The 15,169-nt window shown below is 70.2% G+C and carries 14 protein-coding genes and 1 riboswitch; of the genes, 11 read left to right on the top strand and 3 right to left on the bottom strand.

Annotated elements, in window-relative coordinates:
• The 10 genes from JWN68_RS10880 to JWN68_RS10835 all read left to right on the top strand — a co-directional run bounded on the left by JWN68_RS10880 (position 1) and on the right by JWN68_RS10835 (position 9,556).
• Complete coding sequence (locus JWN68_RS10880) at positions 1 to 885, top strand: DUF881 domain-containing protein (protein ID WP_297738596.1); 885 nt, start codon at positions 1 to 3, stop codon at positions 883 to 885.
• Positions 882 to 1,214, top strand: coding sequence for a small basic family protein (locus tag JWN68_RS10875; RefSeq protein ID WP_297738594.1), 333 nt, complete (start codon positions 882 to 884; stop codon positions 1,212 to 1,214). Before JWN68_RS10880 ends, JWN68_RS10875 begins: the two co-directional genes overlap by 4 nt.
• Positions 1,207 to 1,989, top strand: coding sequence for a DUF881 domain-containing protein (locus tag JWN68_RS10870; protein ID WP_297738592.1), 783 nt, complete (start codon positions 1,207 to 1,209; stop codon positions 1,987 to 1,989). The genes JWN68_RS10875 and JWN68_RS10870 overlap by 8 nt, the downstream gene beginning before the upstream one ends.
• Before the next feature lie 35 nt (positions 1,990 to 2,024).
• Complete coding sequence (gene gcvH / locus JWN68_RS10865; RefSeq protein WP_297738590.1) at positions 2,025 to 2,411, top strand: glycine cleavage system protein GcvH; 387 nt, start codon at positions 2,025 to 2,027, stop codon at positions 2,409 to 2,411.
• Positions 2,412 to 2,535: 124 nt separating this feature from the next.
• A complete protein-coding gene (locus tag JWN68_RS10860) occupies positions 2,536 to 3,066 on the top strand; it encodes an FHA domain-containing protein (RefSeq protein WP_297738588.1) in 531 nt (176 codons plus the stop codon).
• The gene (locus JWN68_RS10855; protein WP_366519793.1) at positions 3,063 to 3,794 is read left to right on the top strand and encodes a MerR family transcriptional regulator; all 732 of its coding nucleotides are present in this window, start codon (positions 3,063 to 3,065) and stop codon (positions 3,792 to 3,794) included. The genes JWN68_RS10860 and JWN68_RS10855 overlap by 4 nt, the downstream gene beginning before the upstream one ends.
• A 31-nt stretch (positions 3,795 to 3,825) precedes the next feature.
• Positions 3,826 to 4,293: a bifunctional nuclease family protein gene (locus JWN68_RS10850; protein WP_297738586.1), complete on the top strand. Its 468-nt coding sequence runs from the start codon at positions 3,826 to 3,828 to the stop codon at positions 4,291 to 4,293.
• Between the two features lie 187 nt (positions 4,294 to 4,480).
• Entirely contained in the window at positions 4,481 to 5,083 is a 603-nt protein-coding gene (locus JWN68_RS10845; protein ID WP_297738584.1) for a MerR family transcriptional regulator, read from the top strand.
• Positions 5,084 to 5,188: 105 nt separating this feature from the next.
• Positions 5,189 to 5,297, top strand: a riboswitch (glycine riboswitch).
• A 75-nt stretch (positions 5,298 to 5,372) separates the two neighbouring features.
• Positions 5,373 to 8,219 carry an aminomethyl-transferring glycine dehydrogenase gene (gene gcvP / locus JWN68_RS10840; protein ID WP_297738582.1) on the top strand — a complete coding sequence of 949 codons (2,847 nt, stop codon included), beginning with the start codon at positions 5,373 to 5,375 and terminating at the stop codon, positions 8,217 to 8,219.
• Positions 8,216 to 9,556 carry a serine hydrolase domain-containing protein gene (locus JWN68_RS10835; protein WP_297738580.1) on the top strand — a complete coding sequence of 447 codons (1,341 nt, stop codon included), beginning with the start codon at positions 8,216 to 8,218 and terminating at the stop codon, positions 9,554 to 9,556. The genes gcvP and JWN68_RS10835 overlap by 4 nt, the downstream gene beginning before the upstream one ends.
• Positions 9,557 to 9,580: 24 nt before the next feature.
• On the opposite strand, the gene JWN68_RS10830 is transcribed toward JWN68_RS10835, so the two are convergent.
• Both JWN68_RS10830 and JWN68_RS10825 read right to left on the bottom strand, forming a co-directional pair.
• Positions 9,581 to 10,972, bottom strand: coding sequence for a metallopeptidase TldD-related protein (locus tag JWN68_RS10830; RefSeq protein ID WP_297738578.1), 1,392 nt, complete (start codon positions 10,970 to 10,972; stop codon positions 9,581 to 9,583).
• Positions 10,972 to 12,480, bottom strand: coding sequence for a TldD/PmbA family protein (locus JWN68_RS10825; RefSeq protein WP_297738576.1), 1,509 nt, complete (start codon positions 12,478 to 12,480; stop codon positions 10,972 to 10,974). The genes JWN68_RS10830 and JWN68_RS10825 overlap by 1 nt, the downstream gene beginning before the upstream one ends.
• A 35-nt stretch (positions 12,481 to 12,515) precedes the next feature.
• Between JWN68_RS10825 and JWN68_RS10820 the strand changes: the two genes are divergently transcribed.
• Positions 12,516 to 13,211, top strand: a complete 696-nt coding sequence (locus tag JWN68_RS10820; protein WP_297738575.1) for a sulfotransferase — start codon at positions 12,516 to 12,518, stop codon at positions 13,209 to 13,211.
• Between the two features lie 3 nt (positions 13,212 to 13,214).
• Here the strand turns inward: JWN68_RS10820 and JWN68_RS10815 are convergent.
• Positions 13,215 to 15,169: SMC family ATPase (locus JWN68_RS10815; RefSeq protein ID WP_297738573.1), on the bottom strand; the 1,955-nt coding region annotated here is incomplete at its 5' end.

The raw sequence follows: 15,169 nt of genomic DNA, 5'->3' as shown, positions 1-15,169 counted from the left end.
ATGGTCGATGTCGACGAACGACGATCACCCCGCGACGAGACGCTGCCCCCGCACGTCACCACGCCACTGTTGCAGCTGATCACCGAACGATCGCTGGACGAGGACTACGCGCACGTCGCGGCCCGTCGCGGTGCGGGCGCGAAGGCCCCGACGTCCCGGTCCACGCGGTGGACGACGGCGCTGGCAGTGGCGACCTTCGGGGCCTTGGCCACGATCGTGGCCATCCAGACCTCGCGCGACTCCGATGTGCAGGCGCTCAGCCGGGAGACGTTGGGCCAGGAGATCGAGGCGAGCCGCGGTGATGTGGCCCAGCTGCAGCGGCGGATCCGTACCCTGACCGACGCCAACATCGCCGCGGAGGCGACCAATCAGACCCTCGAGAGGCAGGCCGCCGACCAGGCGGCCAGGCTGCGCCGGCTCGAGATCCGCACCGGCTACGTCGCCGTGCGTGGACCCGGAGTGCGCATAGAGGTCAGCAGCGCACCCGATGCGAACCTGCGCGACGAGGTCCGCGACGAGGACCTGGCCCTGCTGGTCAACGGCCTGTTCGTCGCGGGGGCCGAAGCGATCGCGGTGAACGACGACAGGCTCATCGCGCTCGGTGGCATCCGCAACACCAATCGAGCCATCCACGTGAACGGGCGCCCCCTGACCCCGCCGTACGTGATCGAGGTGATCGGCGACCGCGCGACCCTGCAGGCGCGACTCCTCGAGTCCACCTCTGGCCTCGAGTTCTTCGGCTTGGTCGATGCGCTGGGATTCCGCTATGTGTCGCAGAATGTGGACGACGTGCGGATCCCTGCGGCAAGGCTTCGTCCGTTGCGCCATGCTGAAGAGGACACCGACGCCGACGGGCGCACCGACGAGGAAGGAGCCAAGCCGTGATCCCCGCCCTGGGACTTCTGCTCGGCATCCTTGCCGGCCTGGTCTTCACCCCCGACGTGCCCCTCCAGCTGGAGCCCTACCTCCCGATCGCCGTCGTGGCCGCGCTGGACGCGGTTTTCGGGGGACTGCGGGCGTTCCTCGACGGGATCTTCGACGACAAGGTCTTCGTGGTGTCCTTCGTCAGCAACGTCGTCATCGCAGCCGCCATCGTCTATCTCGGCGACCAGCTCGGGGTCGGCGGGCAGCTCACGACCGGCGTCATCGTCGTGCTGGGGATCCGGATCTTCTCCAACGTCGCGGCCATCCGCCGCCACCTGTTCCATGCGTGAGGACGAGCCCCGCCCGAGCGGGACTGCCGACCAGCCGGACCGACCCGCACCGGAGACATCGGGTCGTGATCGACTGCTGGCAACGTTGCGCACGCCCACGTGGTCCCAGGTCGTCGTCGGGTCTCTGCTGGCGGTCGTGGGCTTCGCCGCCGTCGTACAGGTTAACAACACGCAGCTCGACAACACCTACGCCGGCCTGCGCGAACAAGACCTGATCGAGATCCTGACAGGACTCACCGGCACGGCCGAGCGAGCACGTCGCGAGGTGGACCGGCTCGAGCGGACGCGCGACCAGCTCCAGTCCGAGTCCACCAGCCGCGACGCTGCGCTCCGTCAGACGGAGGAGCGGGTCAGGACGCTCAACATCATCGCGGGGCTGGTCCCGGTGACCGGCCCCGGCATCCGCATCCGCATCGAGGAGACGTCCGGGCAGACGTCCCTCAACTCGCTGCTCGACCTCGTGCAGGAGCTTCGGACGGCCGACGCGGAGGCGATGGAGTTCAACAACGAGTACCGCCTGGGCGCCAACAGTGCGTTCGACACCGCCACCGGAGGCATCGAGCTCGACGGCAACCTCCTGGAGCCCCCCTACGTCATCGAGGTGATCGGCGATCCGCACACCCTGAACGGCGCCTTGACGTTCGACAGCGGCCCCATCGACCAGTTGATGGACGACGGGGCGACGGTGGACGTGCAAGAGCTCGAAAGGGTTGACATCGTGAGCGTGCGCGATCCCTCCCAGCCCGAGAATGCCCAGGTAGACACGAGCCAGTAGCCTGCGGCGTACCCACCTCAATCGAAGGAGACGACGTGTATCCCGAGGACCTGAAATACACCACTGAGCACGAGTGGGTGCGCAGCCCCGGCGACGCGGAGGGCTCGGTCCGGATCGGGATCACGCACTTCGCCCAGGAGGCGCTCGGAGACATCGTCTACGTGTCCCTGCCGGAGCTCGGCGAGCAGGTGATCGCTGGGGACACCTGCGGTGAGCTCGAGTCGACCAAGTCCGTCAGCGACATCTACGCTCCGGTCACCGGCGAGGTGATCGCCCGCAACGAGGCCCTGGATGCCACGCCGGAGCTCGTGAACAACGACCCGTACGCCGCAGGCTGGCTCTTCGAGGTCGTCCCGGCCGACGGTGCTGACGTCGACGGACTCCTGGACGCAGACGCCTACCAGGCCGGCCTAGACGGCTGACCGGGCAGACCGCACACAATCGTCGCGTCCCGGTGGCGCTACGACTGATAGGTTCAGACACCAGCCAGAGTTGAGGATCGCGGCCAGTGACCCGGGTTCGGGGCTGGCCAATGAGGAGGGTTCCATGCCGTTCTGCACCGCCTGTGGCCAGCAGAATCCGGACGACGCGCGGTTCTGTTCGCAATGCGGCACCCGACTGGTGGCCAAGGACGCCGCCGCCGGGTCAGCGGAGGCCGAGCAGGGCAACGTGCCGGACGACAGCACCTCCACCATCACCTTTGGAGTCCCCACGGTCGACACCTCCGACCGCAAGCTCAGCCCGGTCGACGCTGCGGCAGTCGACGCGCTGCCCGAGGGGCACGCCCTCCTTGTCGTGCAGCGCGGGCCCAGTGCCGGCAGCCGTTTCCTGCTGGACACCGACCTCGTCGGCGCGGGCCGTCATCCCGACAGCGAGATCTTCCTGGACGACGTGACCGTGTCACGTCGGCACGCCGAGTTCCGGCGCAACGGCAGTGACTTCACCGTCAGCGACGTCGGCAGTCTCAACGGGACCTACGTCAACCGCGACCGCATCGACTCCGTTCAGCTGAGCGACGGTGACGAGGTCCAGATCGGCAAGTACCGCCTCGTCTACTTCACCAGCGCCGCGGGGTGAGCGAACCAGCTCCGTCCTCCCGGGCGCGGATGAACATCGGGCAGGTCCTCGACCTCCTGCGCGGTGACTTTGCGGGGGTGACGATCTCCAAGATCCGGTTCCTCGAGGACCAGGGGTTGATCAAGCCCGAGCGCACGCCTGCGGGCTACCGGAAATTCTCCGGCAGCGACGTGGAGCGGCTCCGTTACATCCTGCGCATGCAGCGCGACCACTACCTTCCCCACAAGGTGATCGGCGAGCACCTCGACGCCATCGACCGCGGGCTCGAGCCGCCAGCGATCGACGGGGTGGTGCCGACCGTGCCGAAGGTCGCCCTGGCGGCCGACGGGCTGCCGTCGCCCGAGTCCTTCCGCAGGACCAACGACGTGCGTCTGTCCAGGCGTGAGCTGATCAAGATCGCTGAGATCTCCGAGGACCTCCTCGTCGAGCTCGAGCAGTTCGCGCTCATCTCGCCACGAGCCGGCACGGGTCACTACGACACCGACGCCCTGGTCCTGGCCCAGACGGCACGCCAACTCGCCGACTTCGGCTTCGAGCCCCGACACCTCCGGGCCTTCAAGACGGCAGCAGACCGCGAGGTCGGGCTCGTCGAGCAGGTGGTGGCCCCGCTGCAGCGCGGCCGAGACGCGTCGGCGCAGGGTCGCGCTGAGGACGCGGTGAGCGAGATCGCGGCGCTGTCCGTGCGACTGCATGCCACGCTCGTCAAGACGGGTCTGCGTCGCTCCTGACCGCCTATCCGGGTCGGAGTAGGGTTGGCGAGTGCGCGAAGTAGACGTCATCGGAGTCAGGGTGGAGATGCCTTCCAACCAACCCATCGTGCTGTTGCGCGAGTCGGGTGGGGAGCGCTACCTACCGATCTGGATCGGCGCCGTCGAGGCGACCGCCATCGCCTTCGCCCAGCAGGGAGTGACGCCGCCGCGCCCCCTGACCCATGACCTGATGAAGGACGTGCTCGACGCGACGGGCCTGCGGCTGAATGAGGTCCGCATCACTGACGTCAAGGACGGCGTCTTCTATGCCGAGCTGGTCTTCGAGAGTGGGCAGGAGGTCAGCGCCCGGCCCTCCGACTCGATCGCGCTCGCGCTGCGCACTGGGGCTCGGATCGTGTGTGCCGAGGGCGTGCTCGACGAGGCCGGCCTGGCCGTGCCGGCCGAGCAGGAGGACGAGGTCGAGGCCTTCCGTGAGTTCCTGGACCACGTCTCGCCGGAGGACTTCGAGGCTCAGTAGGACCAACCGTCACTCTGACTCTCAGGTGAAGGTTGAGGGTTGCGACACGCCGCGGCCACGATTGACCCGGCCGGTGTGGCGGCCTACCTTGAACTGTCTCTGTTGTAACTCCACCAGTGTGGTTGTCTCTTCTGCCAACCTCTTCCCCCGGAGCTACGCCCAACGGAGTAGGACCGTGGAGGTCGCTGTGGATGTCAACGAGAACGATCAGGACCGCTTGGCGGCTGCACGGGCAGCCGAGGCGGCCGAGGTCGCCGGCGAGCAGGGCCTGCTCTTCACCGACGACGTCTCGCCCCTCCCCAGCGGCACCGGCTACCGCGGCCCGACGGCGTGCAACGCCGCTGGCATCACCTACCGTCAGCTGGACTACTGGGCGCGCACCGGACTGGTCGAGCCGACCGTCCGCGGTGCCACCGGCTCCGGCTCGCAGCGCCTCTACTCCTTCCGGGACATCTTGATCCTCAAGGTGGTCAAGCGGCTGCTCGACGCCGGGATCTCGTTGCAGCAGATCCGCACCGCGGTACTGCACCTGCGCGAGCGGGGCACCGACGACCTGACGCGCGTCACGTTGATGAGCGACGGCGCCAGCGTCTATGAGTGCACCAGCAACGACGAGGTCATCGACCTCCTGCAGGGCGGCCAGGGCGTCTTCGGTATCGCCATCGGCGGTGTCTGGCGCGAGATCGAGGGCACCCTCGCTGAGCTGCCCAGTGAGCGCACCGCCGAAGCCATCGCGGCCAGCCCGAGCGACGAGCTCGCGGCGCGGCGTGCGGCTCGCATGAGCGGCTGAGCGTCACCCGCGGCACGATCGGATCGCCGTCACGCCGCCGCGGCGTGCGGCTGGCATGAGCGGCCGGGGTTTCTCGGGCGAGACCGGCTAGGCTGGGCCCGCTGACTATCCCGCGCGGGAGAGTCGACGGTGCGGCCACCCGTGGTCGCGTGCGTTGCGCCGAAGGGGCAATTCCTCCCCGGAACCTCTCAGGCAACCGGACCGCGTGGAGGAGGCAACTCTGAAGGCGGGCTCGATCGCCGCCGACAGAGGGGGAGGCGCCTGCTGAACCGCCAACCAGGGAGCCTCCATGACGGACTCGTCCGCGCCTCACTCGCCCTTCGTCGACCGCCACATCGGCCTTCGACCCGCCGACATCGACTCGATGCTGGCCACGCTGGGACACGACTCCCTCGAGTCGTTGATGGACGCGGCGGTGCCCGGTGGCATCCGTGCCGCCGCGCACCTCGACCTGCCAGAGGCGGCCACCGAGGACGCCGTCGCCCGCGAACTGCGCCACCTGGCAGCGCTCAACAGCCCGGCCGAGGCGATGATCGGATGCGGCTACCACGCCACGATCACCCCGCCGGTGATCCGGCGCAACGTGCTGGAGGACCCCAGCTGGTACACCGCCTACACGCCGTACCAGCCCGAGATCTCCCAGGGTCGGCTCGAGGCGCTGATCAACTTCCAGACCGTGATCGGCGACCTCACCGGGCTGCCGACCGCCAACTCCTCCCTCCTCGACGAGGGCACCGCGGCCGCTGAGGCGATGACCCTGGTCCGCCGCGGCAACCGCAAGGCCGAGGGTCCGTTCGTGATCGACGCCGACGCCCTGCCGCAGACCATCGACGTCGTCCGGACCCGAGGCGAGGCCATGGGGATCGACGTCGTGGTGGCGGACCTCACCGACGGTCTGCCCGAGGGCGAGCTCAGTGGCCTGCTCGTGCAGTACCCCGGCGTGAGCGGTCGCATCATCGACCCGCGTCCGCTCATCGAGGCGGCGCACGACCGCAACGCACTCGTGGTCGTGGCCGCGGACCTACTGGCCCTCACCGTGCTCGAGGCCCCCGGAGAGATGGGCGCCGACGTGGTCGTGGGGTCGTCCCAGCGGTTCGGTGTCCCGCTGTTCTACGGCGGCCCGCACGCAGGATTCATGTCCGTGAGTGCCGGGCTGGAGAGGCACCTGCCCGGACGCCTCGTGGGCGTCTCCATCGACGCGGAGGGCCGTCCCGCGTACCGGCTGGCCCTGCAGACGCGGGAGCAGCACATCCGCCGGGACAAGGCGACGTCGAACATCTGCACCGCTCAGGTGCTGCTCGCCGTCGTCGCATCGATGTATGCCGTCTACCACGGGCCCGAGGGCCTCAAGGCGATCGCGCAGCGCGCCCACGACTACGCCGCTCGCATCGCCGCGGCCCTGGGAGCCGGGGGAGTGGAGGTCGTCAACGAGACGTTCTTCGACACCCTGACCGCTCGCGTCCCGGGTGGAGCAGCCCAGGTCGTCTCTGCCGCTCGGGCCCTCGGCGTCCACCTGCGTCTCGTCGACGCCGACCACGTGGGCCTGTCGACCTCGGAGACGACGACCCCGTCCACCGTCTCGAGCGTGCTGCGCGCGTTCGGCGTACCAGCCCCTGACAGCGACCTGGCAGCACCGTCGTCGATCCCGGCCGAGCTGGAACGACGTACGGACTACCTCACCCACGAGGTGTTCGACGCCCACCGCAGCGAGACGCAGATGCTGCGCTACCTGCGGCGGCTCTCGGGGCGTGACTACGCGCTGGACCGCGGCATGATCCCGCTCGGCTCCTGCACGATGAAGCTCAACGCCACCACTGAGATGGAGCCCGTCAGCCTCCCCGGCTTCGCCGACCTGCACCCGTTCGCCCCGGCGGAGGATGCCGCGGGCTATCGGCGGCTCGTCGACGACCTCGAGGGCTGGTTGGCCGAGGTGACCGGCTACGACCGGGTCTCCATCCAGCCCAACGCCGGCTCCCAGGGCGAGTTCGCCGGGCTCCTGGCGATCCGCGGCTACCACCGGGCCAACGGCGACACGGAGCGCAACGTCTGCCTCATCCCGTCCTCGGCGCACGGCACCAACGCAGCCTCGGCCGTCATGGCGGGGATGAAGGTCGTCGTGGTGAAGGCCCGGGACGACGGCTCGGTCGACCTCAACGACCTGCTCATGCAGTGTGAGAAGTACGCCGACACGCTCGCCGCGATCATGGTCACCTACCCCTCGACCCACGGCGCTTACGAGGACAGCATCACCGAGCTCTGCAAGATCGTGCACGACCACGGTGGTCAGGTCTACGTCGACGGGGCCAACCTCAACGCGCTCCTGGGCTACGCCAAGCCCGGCGAGTTCGGCGGCGACGTCTCGCACCTCAACCTCCACAAGACGTTCTGCATCCCCCACGGCGGCGGTGGCCCCGGTGTGGGTCCGGTGGCGGTGCGCGCGCACCTGGCGCCGTACCTCCCCTCGCACCCGATGCACCCCGAGACCGAGAAGCGCGACGGCATCGGGCCCATCAGCGCGGCGCCCTACGGCTCCGCGGGGATCCTGCCGATCTCGTGGGCCTACATCCGACTCATGGGTGGCCCGGGACTGACCCGCGCCACCGCCGTCGCCGTGTTGTCGGCCAACTACATCGCCCACCGCCTGCGCGAGCACTTCCCGGTGCTCTACCGCGGCCACGGCGGGCTCGTGGCGCACGAGTGCATCCTCGACGTACGCGGTCTGACCAAGGACTCCGGCGTCAGCGTCGACGACGTCGCCAAGCGGCTCGTCGACTACGGCTTCCACGCACCCACCATGTCGTTTCCGGTCGCCGGGACCTTGATGGTCGAGCCGACCGAGTCCGAGGACCTTGCGGAGATCGACCGGTTCTGCGACGCGATGATCGCCATCCGTGGCGAGATCGACCGCGTGCAGGCAGGGGAGTGGAGCCCGGAGGAGTCGCCGCTGCGCCACGCCCCGCACACCGCCCGCGCGCTGGTGGGCGAGTGGGACCGGTCCTACTCCCGCCAGGTCGGTGTCTTCCCGACGGGCATCGATCCGGACAAGTACTGGCCGCCGGTGGGACGCATCGACCAGGCGTACGGCGACCGCAACCTCGTCTGCGCCTGCCCGCCGCCGGAGGCGTTCGCCGAATGAGCCGGCCGCTCGCCGACATCACGGACCGCCGCCTGCGCTGGCTCGTAGCGACAGCACAGGCGGAGGGACAGGTGCCCTCCGTCGTCGCCGGCGTCGTCCGCGACGGCGAGCTCGTGTGGAGCGCGGGCGTGGGCGCCGTGCCGGGCGAGGTGCACGACACCCAGTACAAGATCGGCTCCATCACCAAGACCTTTACCGCGGTGCTCGTCCTGCAGCTGGCCGACGAGGGGCGGCTGTCCCTCGACGCGCCGGCCTCCGAGGTGCTCGGTGGCGTCGGGTACGCCGACCGCACCATCCGTCAGCTGCTGGCCCACTCCGGGGGACTCCAGGCCGAGCCGGCGGGTGACTGGTGGGAGCGCAGCGAGGGCGGGTCCTTCGACGAGCTCGCCGCCGCCAACGACGGGTCGGCAGCGGCCTTCGAGACCGGCCGGCAGTTCCACTACTCCAACCTCGGCTACGGCCTGCTCGGCGAGGTCATCGCGCGCCTGCGCGGCCAGTCCTGGTGGGAGGCAGTGTCGGAGCGCATCCTGGTCCCGCTCGGGATGACGCGCACGGCCTACCAGGCCTCCGGCGCGCACGCCCAGGGTTGGTCGGTGCACCCCTACACGCAGACCCTCATCGCGGAGCCCCTGCCCGACACCGGCGCCATGGCACCCGCCGGACAGGTGTGGAGCACCGTGGCCGACCTCGGGACCTACTGCGCCTTCCTGCTGGACGGCCACGCCGACGTGCTCAGTCGCGACACCCTCGCTCTGGCCTTCACACCGCAGTCGGGCGACGAGCACTCTGGTCTTGCCTATGCCCACGGGCTCGGCTTCCAGATCTTCCGTGGCGGCTCCGGGACGCTCGTCGGCCACAGCGGCTCCATGCCGGGGTTCCACGCCATCTGCCTGGTCGACCGCAGCCGGCGCACCGGGGTCGTGGGGCTGGCCAACGCGATGACTGGGATCCCGGTGACGACCTTCGGCGCCTCGCTGCTCGACGAGCTCGAGAAGTGGGAGCCCGCGCTCCCGCCCGTGTGGGTGGCCAACGAGGTGGTCCCGGCGGAGCTCAAGGACGTGCTGGGCGTGTGGCACTGGGGTCCCACCCCCTTCGTGCTGGCCTGCGAGGGCGGCGACCTCGTGGCTCGCCGCCGTGGGGTGGAGAACTGGCGGTTCGCCGTGCAGGACTCGCGGATCGTCGGCACCCGCGGCTACCACGCCGGCGAGGAGCTCCGGGTCGTACACCGAGGTGACGGCACCGTCTCCCACCTCGACGTGGGCACCTTCATCCTGACGAGGGAGCCCTACCAAGCAGGCGCACCGATCCCGGGCGGGCGACCTGACCTCGACGGCTGATCGCTGGAGACCTGACCCAGTCGGCTACTGGGCCTGGCTGACGCTGGACATGTTGAAGTCCGGGATCCGCAAGGCCGGCGTCGCCGTACGCGAGAAGTAGTCGTCGCCCCACTCGCGGCTGAAGCTCGGCACGGTCTCGCTGGCGTGCGAGAAGCGGTTGAGCAGGTCGATCGGGCTCTCGTTCCAGCGGAAGTTGTTGACCGCACCGACGATCTCCCCGCCCTCGACGAGGTAGACGCCGTCGCGAGTCAGGCCCGTCAGCAGCATCGTCTGCGGGTCGACCTCGCGGATGTACCACAGGCAGGTCAGGAGCAGTCCCTTCTCCATGCCGGCCACGAGGTCCTGCTCGGAGCCGCTGGCGCCGTCGACCTCGAGGACCAGGTTGTCGACCATCGGGGTGACGGGCTGCTCGGTCAGGGTGGCGGAGTGCCGCGTCTGGAGGAGCGCGGCGAGCCGGCCGTCGGTGACCCAGTCGGTGCGACCGAGCTCCAAGCCGTTGTCGAAGACCGACTCGGTGTTGTCGGACGCGCCGGCGACGTTGAAGGGGGCGCACTCGAGGCCCGGGTAGGCCGGGTCGGAGTAGAGGTGCACGCCCGCCCTGGCGAGCTGCTCACCGATGCGGGTGCCGCCGCCACGCTTGCTGTAGACCGACTCGCCCTCGTGGGCCACCCGGGCACCGGCGCCCCAGTAGGCGTCGATCATCAGGTCGGCCACGGAGCTCGGCGGCAGGATCGTGTCGTACCGCCCGGCGGGGAGCTCGATCTGCCGCTCCGCCCAGGCGAGCCGCTGCTTCACCTTCTCGGCCATGGACGTGGCGTCCACGTCGAGGAAGTCGCGGGTCGCGCCACCCACCCAGGCGCTCCGGGACAGGCTCGCGTCCTTGCCGGTGCACGCGTAGTGCCCGGTGGGCTGGACGTGGCGCAGCCGGAGACCTCGCGAGGACCCGACGTAGGTGGTCACCACGTCGTGGTTGACGAAGCCGTACAGGATCCGGTCCTCGGCGGTGGCCGCCCGGAACGCTTCGCCCAGTGCAGGGGCGAACGCGTCGTAGACGCGGATGTCGGTCCGCTCGGGGGCGGTGTCCCAGTCGGGGCTGACGCGGTCGCCCAGCAGCTCGGCGGCGTCCTCGGCGGCGGTGGCCGACCTGGCAGCCGCATCGGCGGCCGCGACGAGCGCGCTCACCTGCTCCGGGGTGCTGGCGCTGCCCGCAGAGGTCCCCACCGCGACGCCGTCACCGGCGGCGACGAACGAGATGGCGGTCACGTCGACCCCCACCATCACCCCGTTGGTCGTCAGGGTGTTGTTGGCCCAGCGGAGGTTGGCGCTGGAGGTGTCGCGGACGATCACGATGACGTCGTCGGCGCTCGAGCCGGCCAGGGCGTGCTCGACGAGCTGCTGGGGCGTGGTGGTGGACATCAGTGGCCTGCCTCGTCGGTCGTGTTGAGGATGCGTACGCCGCGGAACAGCGCGGTCGGGGCGCCATGGCTGACGGCCGCGACCTGTCCCGGTTGGGCCTTGCCGCAGTTGAAGGCCCCGTGCAGCTGCCAGGTCTCCGGGCCACCGACCGCCTCCATGGAGTTCCAGAAGTCGGTGGTCGTCGCCTGGTAGGCCACGTCGCGTAGCTGTCCGTCGAGCTTGCCGTCGGTGATCTTGAAGAACCTCTGGCCGGTGAACTGAAAGTTGAAGCGCTGCATGTCGATGGACCACGACTTGTCGCCCACGATGTAGATCCCGCGCTCGACGCGGCTGATCAGCTCATCGGTGCTCGGCCCGTCCGGTGCCGCTTGGAGGGAGACGTTGGCCATCCGCTGGATCGGGATGTGGCCCGGCGAGTCGGCGTACGCACACCCGTTGGAGCGGCCGTCGTGGAGCTCGGGCTTCATGTGTCCCATCGACCGGTCGAGCTGGTAGCCGACGAGCACGCCGTCCTTGACGATGTCCCACTCGCGGGTCTGGACCCCCTCGTCGTCAAAGCCGACGGTGGAGAGGCCGTGCTCCTGGGTGCGGTCGCCCGTGACGTTCATGACCTCCGAGCCGTATTGCAGCGTCCCGAGCTTGTCGTAGGTCGCGAACGAGGTGCCGGCGTAGTTGGCCTCGTAACCCAGCGCGCGGTCGAGCTCGGTGGCGTGGCCGATCGACTCGTGGATGGTCAGCCACAGGTTGGAGGGGTGGATGACGAGGTCGTACTCCCCGGCCTGGACGCCCGGGGCAGCGAGCTTGGCAGCCAGCAGCTCGGGGACCTCGGCGAGCTCGGCGTCCCAGTCGTAGGCGCCGTCGGTGAGGTATTCCCACCCGCGCCCCACGGGTGGGGCGATCGAGGCCATCGAGTCGAAGACCCCCGTCGCGTCGTCGGAGCCCGTGGCCTCGAACCCGGGCTGCAGCCGGAGCCGCTGTTGGGTCGTCCGCGTGCCGGCGAGGTCGGCGTAGTACTTGTTCTCCTGCACCTGCTGCAGCGTGGCCGTGGCGTGGCCGACGACAGCGTGCTCGCGCAACCGGTTGGACCAGTCGATCAGCACGGCCGCCTTCTCGGGCGTGGCGACCTCGAGGGGGTTGATGTCGTAGGCGGAGACCCAGGTGACGTCGTCGTGGACCGGCTCGGGCGCCAGCTGCACCGGTTGGGTCGTCATCGCGGCAGCCACCTCCGCCACGCCGATCGCGGTCTCGGCGACGCGCCGGGCCTCCTCCGCGGTCAGGACGACACCCGAGGCGAAACCCCAGGCCCCCCGGTGGATCACCCGCACCGCGAAGCCGAGGTCCTCGGCGTCGCTGGCCGTCTGGAGGACGCCGTCGCGGACACCGAGGTATTGGTAGCGGACGCGTTCGAAGCGGAAGTCGGCATGGGTGGCGCCGAGCTCCGAAGCGCGGGCCAGGGCCACGTCGCCGAGACTCCGGTAGGGCAGCTCAGCGAAGGTCGCATCGATCATGGGTCGAACCTAACGCAGTCGTTAGGGTGACGCCCATGACGACACCGGCCTGGCTGGGCATCGGCGCACAGCGTTCCGGGACGACGTGGTTCACCGACCTGCTGACACAGCATCCTGCGGTCGGGCTGGGGACCAACGGCAAGAAGGAACAGCACCTGCTCCACAAGGTCGGTGACGGTGTCGAGCCGGAGTCGGCGTACCTCGATCTCTTTCCTGCCGACGGCATCAGCCGAGGGGACTGGACGCCGCAGTACCTCCGTCACGCGTCAGCCCCGGCAACGGCCGCGCGCCTTCTCGGCCCGGACGTGCCCGTGCTGGTGCTGCTGCGCGATCCGGTCGACCGCTTCGTCTCGGCGCTGCGACTGGCGGCGACGCGAGCCACGTCGCCGTGGCCCTACCCGGTGCCGATGACGGTCCAGACCTTCAGCGGGTTCTACGCCGACCAGCTGGCCATGTGGGCGCACCACGTGGGTCGCCGTCGGCTGCACGTCATGGTCTACGAAGCGGTGCGGACCGACCCGCAGCGTGCGGTGGACGAGGTATGGGCGCGGCTGGGCGCCAGCCCGGTCCCGCTCCAGGACGTCGATCGTCCTTCTCGGTCCAGCAGCCAGGCCTCCTGGACGCCGCCTGAGGGCCTTCTCGAGTCCCTGGAGGTGCTGTATCGCCCGCAGGTGCGCCGACTGACCGAGGACTGGGGACTGGACGTCTCCCTGTGGTCGACGCAGCCGTGAGGGTCAGCCGATACTCACGCCGAGGTGTGAACCGCCCCGGCCCTTGGTCACGCGCAGCTGGCCGGGGATGCGAGTCTGCATCTCTGCGACGTGGCTGACCACCCCCACGATCCGGCCGCCGTCGCGCAGACCGTCGAGGGTGTCCATCACGTCGTCGAGGGTGTCGGCGTCGAGGGAGCCGAACCCCTCATCGACGAACAGCGTGTCCAGGTCGGCGCCGCCCGCCTCCTGGGTGATGACGTCTGCGAGCCCGAGGGCGAGCGCCAGCGATACGACGAACGTCTCACCTCCCGACAGCGTGGCCGGGTCGCGGGCCTCTCCCGACCAGTCGTCGCGCACCAACAGGCTCAGTCCGCCTCGCGTCTCGCCGGCGCCTCGCCGGCCGGTGTGCTCGAGCGAGTAACGCTGGTCGCTCATGCCCGCCAGGCGCTCGTTGGCCGCGGCGACGACCTGGGTGAGCCGGTGGGCCAGGACGTAGGCCGACAACCTCATCTGCAAGGCGTTGTCGGGCGACCTGCCCTCGGCGAAGAGCGCCAGTCGGGCCGTGAGCTCGAGCTCGTCGCGTACGGGCGCCCACCGCGCGAGCCCCGCGGCGGTCTCGTCGCCCAACGTGCAGAGTCGGGTATGGCGACGCGCAGCCTCGTCGTGTCGGGCGTGCGCGGCCCGCGCCCGGATCTCGGCGGCAGCGTGTGCGGCGACCAGTGCCTCGACGTCGGGCCGCGGGAGCGCGGCCGCGGCTTGTTGCTCGGGGTCGTCCAGCACCGACCGCGCCGCTCGCTGTGCATCATCGATCCGGGCGATCTCGTCGAGCAGCGCGTCCCGTTCGGTCTCGGCGAGCCGGGCCGACCGGGCGTCCTCGGCAGACTCGAACCCGGCGCCCGTGGCGGCGTCGGTGAGGGCGCGCTGTGCCTTGGCGAGGTCGCGCTCGGCCATGGCGACGAGCTCCTTGGCCGCGCACAGGCGTGCGGCGGCCTCGTGCTGGCTCGTGCGCAGCAGGACGAGCTCGGCCACCGTGGCACACCCGGTGCCGGCCAGCACCTCGTCCATCCGATCGCTGAGGCGCTCCCGCTCAGCGCGGTGGAGCTCGAGCCGGGACTCGAGGTCGGCACACCTCTGGATGAGGAGCTCATGGTTGGATCGCAGCTCGTCGTCGGCGAGGCGCAGGCGGGTGACGGTCGTCTGCAGGTCGGCACGCCGCGCCGCAGCAGCAGCGTCTTCGTCGTAGGAGCGGTGGAGCTCAGCCAGGGCCGAGGTCGCGGCGGCGGCCGACTGCCCGTCGGAGAGCGTCAGGAGTCGGGTGTGACGCGACTGCGACTCGCGGAGCTGGTCGTCGAGGACGACCAGGACCGCCTCGGCATCGTCGAGCGCCTTGCGGGCAGCGCGCTCGTCAGCGCCGTCAGGGGTGCCGGCGACCGACACGGCCAGGGCAGGGTGCTCGTGCGAGCCGCACACGGGGCAGCTGGCGCCCACGGCCATCGCGCCGGCGATCTCGGCGGCCATCCCGTCGAGTCGGGCCTCGCGAATCGAGAGCCATGCCTCCTTGAGGTCAGCCACCAGCTCGCGCGCCGCCTCCCGGTCGAGCCGTGTCTGCTCGAGGGCAGCCGTCACCTCCGTGAGAGCGACCGCTGCTTCGGCTTGCTGACGGGCGGCGTGGAGCGAGGTGAGGGACGCGGCCAGCCGATGCTGGGCCGCGTCGGCCTGGGCCAGCTTCGCCTCGGCCTTCCGGAGTCGGCCGGGAGCGCTCTGGCGCTCGCCACTCAGCCGGGAGGCGTCGGCCGTGGCACGGGCCAGACGCTCTGAGGTCGCCTCGCACGACCGGGACACCTCCACCAGTCGCTCGGCATCAGGGCGCGCGGCGTTGGCCACCTCGAGGGCGTGCCCCGTCTGGTCCAGGAGTCGCGGCAGGTCGTCGCACTGGGCGGCGCTGGGGTCGTCTCCGGTGGCTGCCCGCCAGGCGG

It is taken from the genome of Nocardioides sp., from assembly GCF_025964975.1.
Taxonomy (GTDB): domain Bacteria; phylum Actinomycetota; class Actinomycetes; order Propionibacteriales; family Nocardioidaceae; genus Nocardioides.
The sequence above is the reverse complement of the archived record's forward strand: the minus strand, read 5'-3'. Positions and strand labels throughout refer to the sequence as shown.

Coding starts and splice junctions, on each gene's coding strand:
- JWN68_RS10880 (WP_297738596.1), top strand. CDS start 1: ATGGTCGATGTCGACGAACGACGATCACCCCGCGACGAGACGCTGCCC.
- JWN68_RS10870 (WP_297738592.1), top strand. CDS start 1,207: ATGCGTGAGGACGAGCCCCGCCCGAGCGGGACTGCCGACCAGCCGGAC.
- JWN68_RS10860 (WP_297738588.1), top strand. CDS start 2,536: ATGCCGTTCTGCACCGCCTGTGGCCAGCAGAATCCGGACGACGCGCGG.
- gcvP (WP_297738582.1), top strand. CDS start 5,373: ATGACGGACTCGTCCGCGCCTCACTCGCCCTTCGTCGACCGCCACATC.
- JWN68_RS10835 (WP_297738580.1), top strand. CDS start 8,216: ATGAGCCGGCCGCTCGCCGACATCACGGACCGCCGCCTGCGCTGGCTC.
- JWN68_RS10830 (WP_297738578.1), bottom strand. CDS start 10,972: ATGTCCACCACCACGCCCCAGCAGCTCGTCGAGCACGCCCTGGCCGGC.
- JWN68_RS10825 (WP_297738576.1), bottom strand. CDS start 12,480: ATGATCGATGCGACCTTCGCTGAGCTGCCCTACCGGAGTCTCGGCGAC.
- JWN68_RS10820 (WP_297738575.1), top strand. CDS start 12,516: ATGACGACACCGGCCTGGCTGGGCATCGGCGCACAGCGTTCCGGGACG.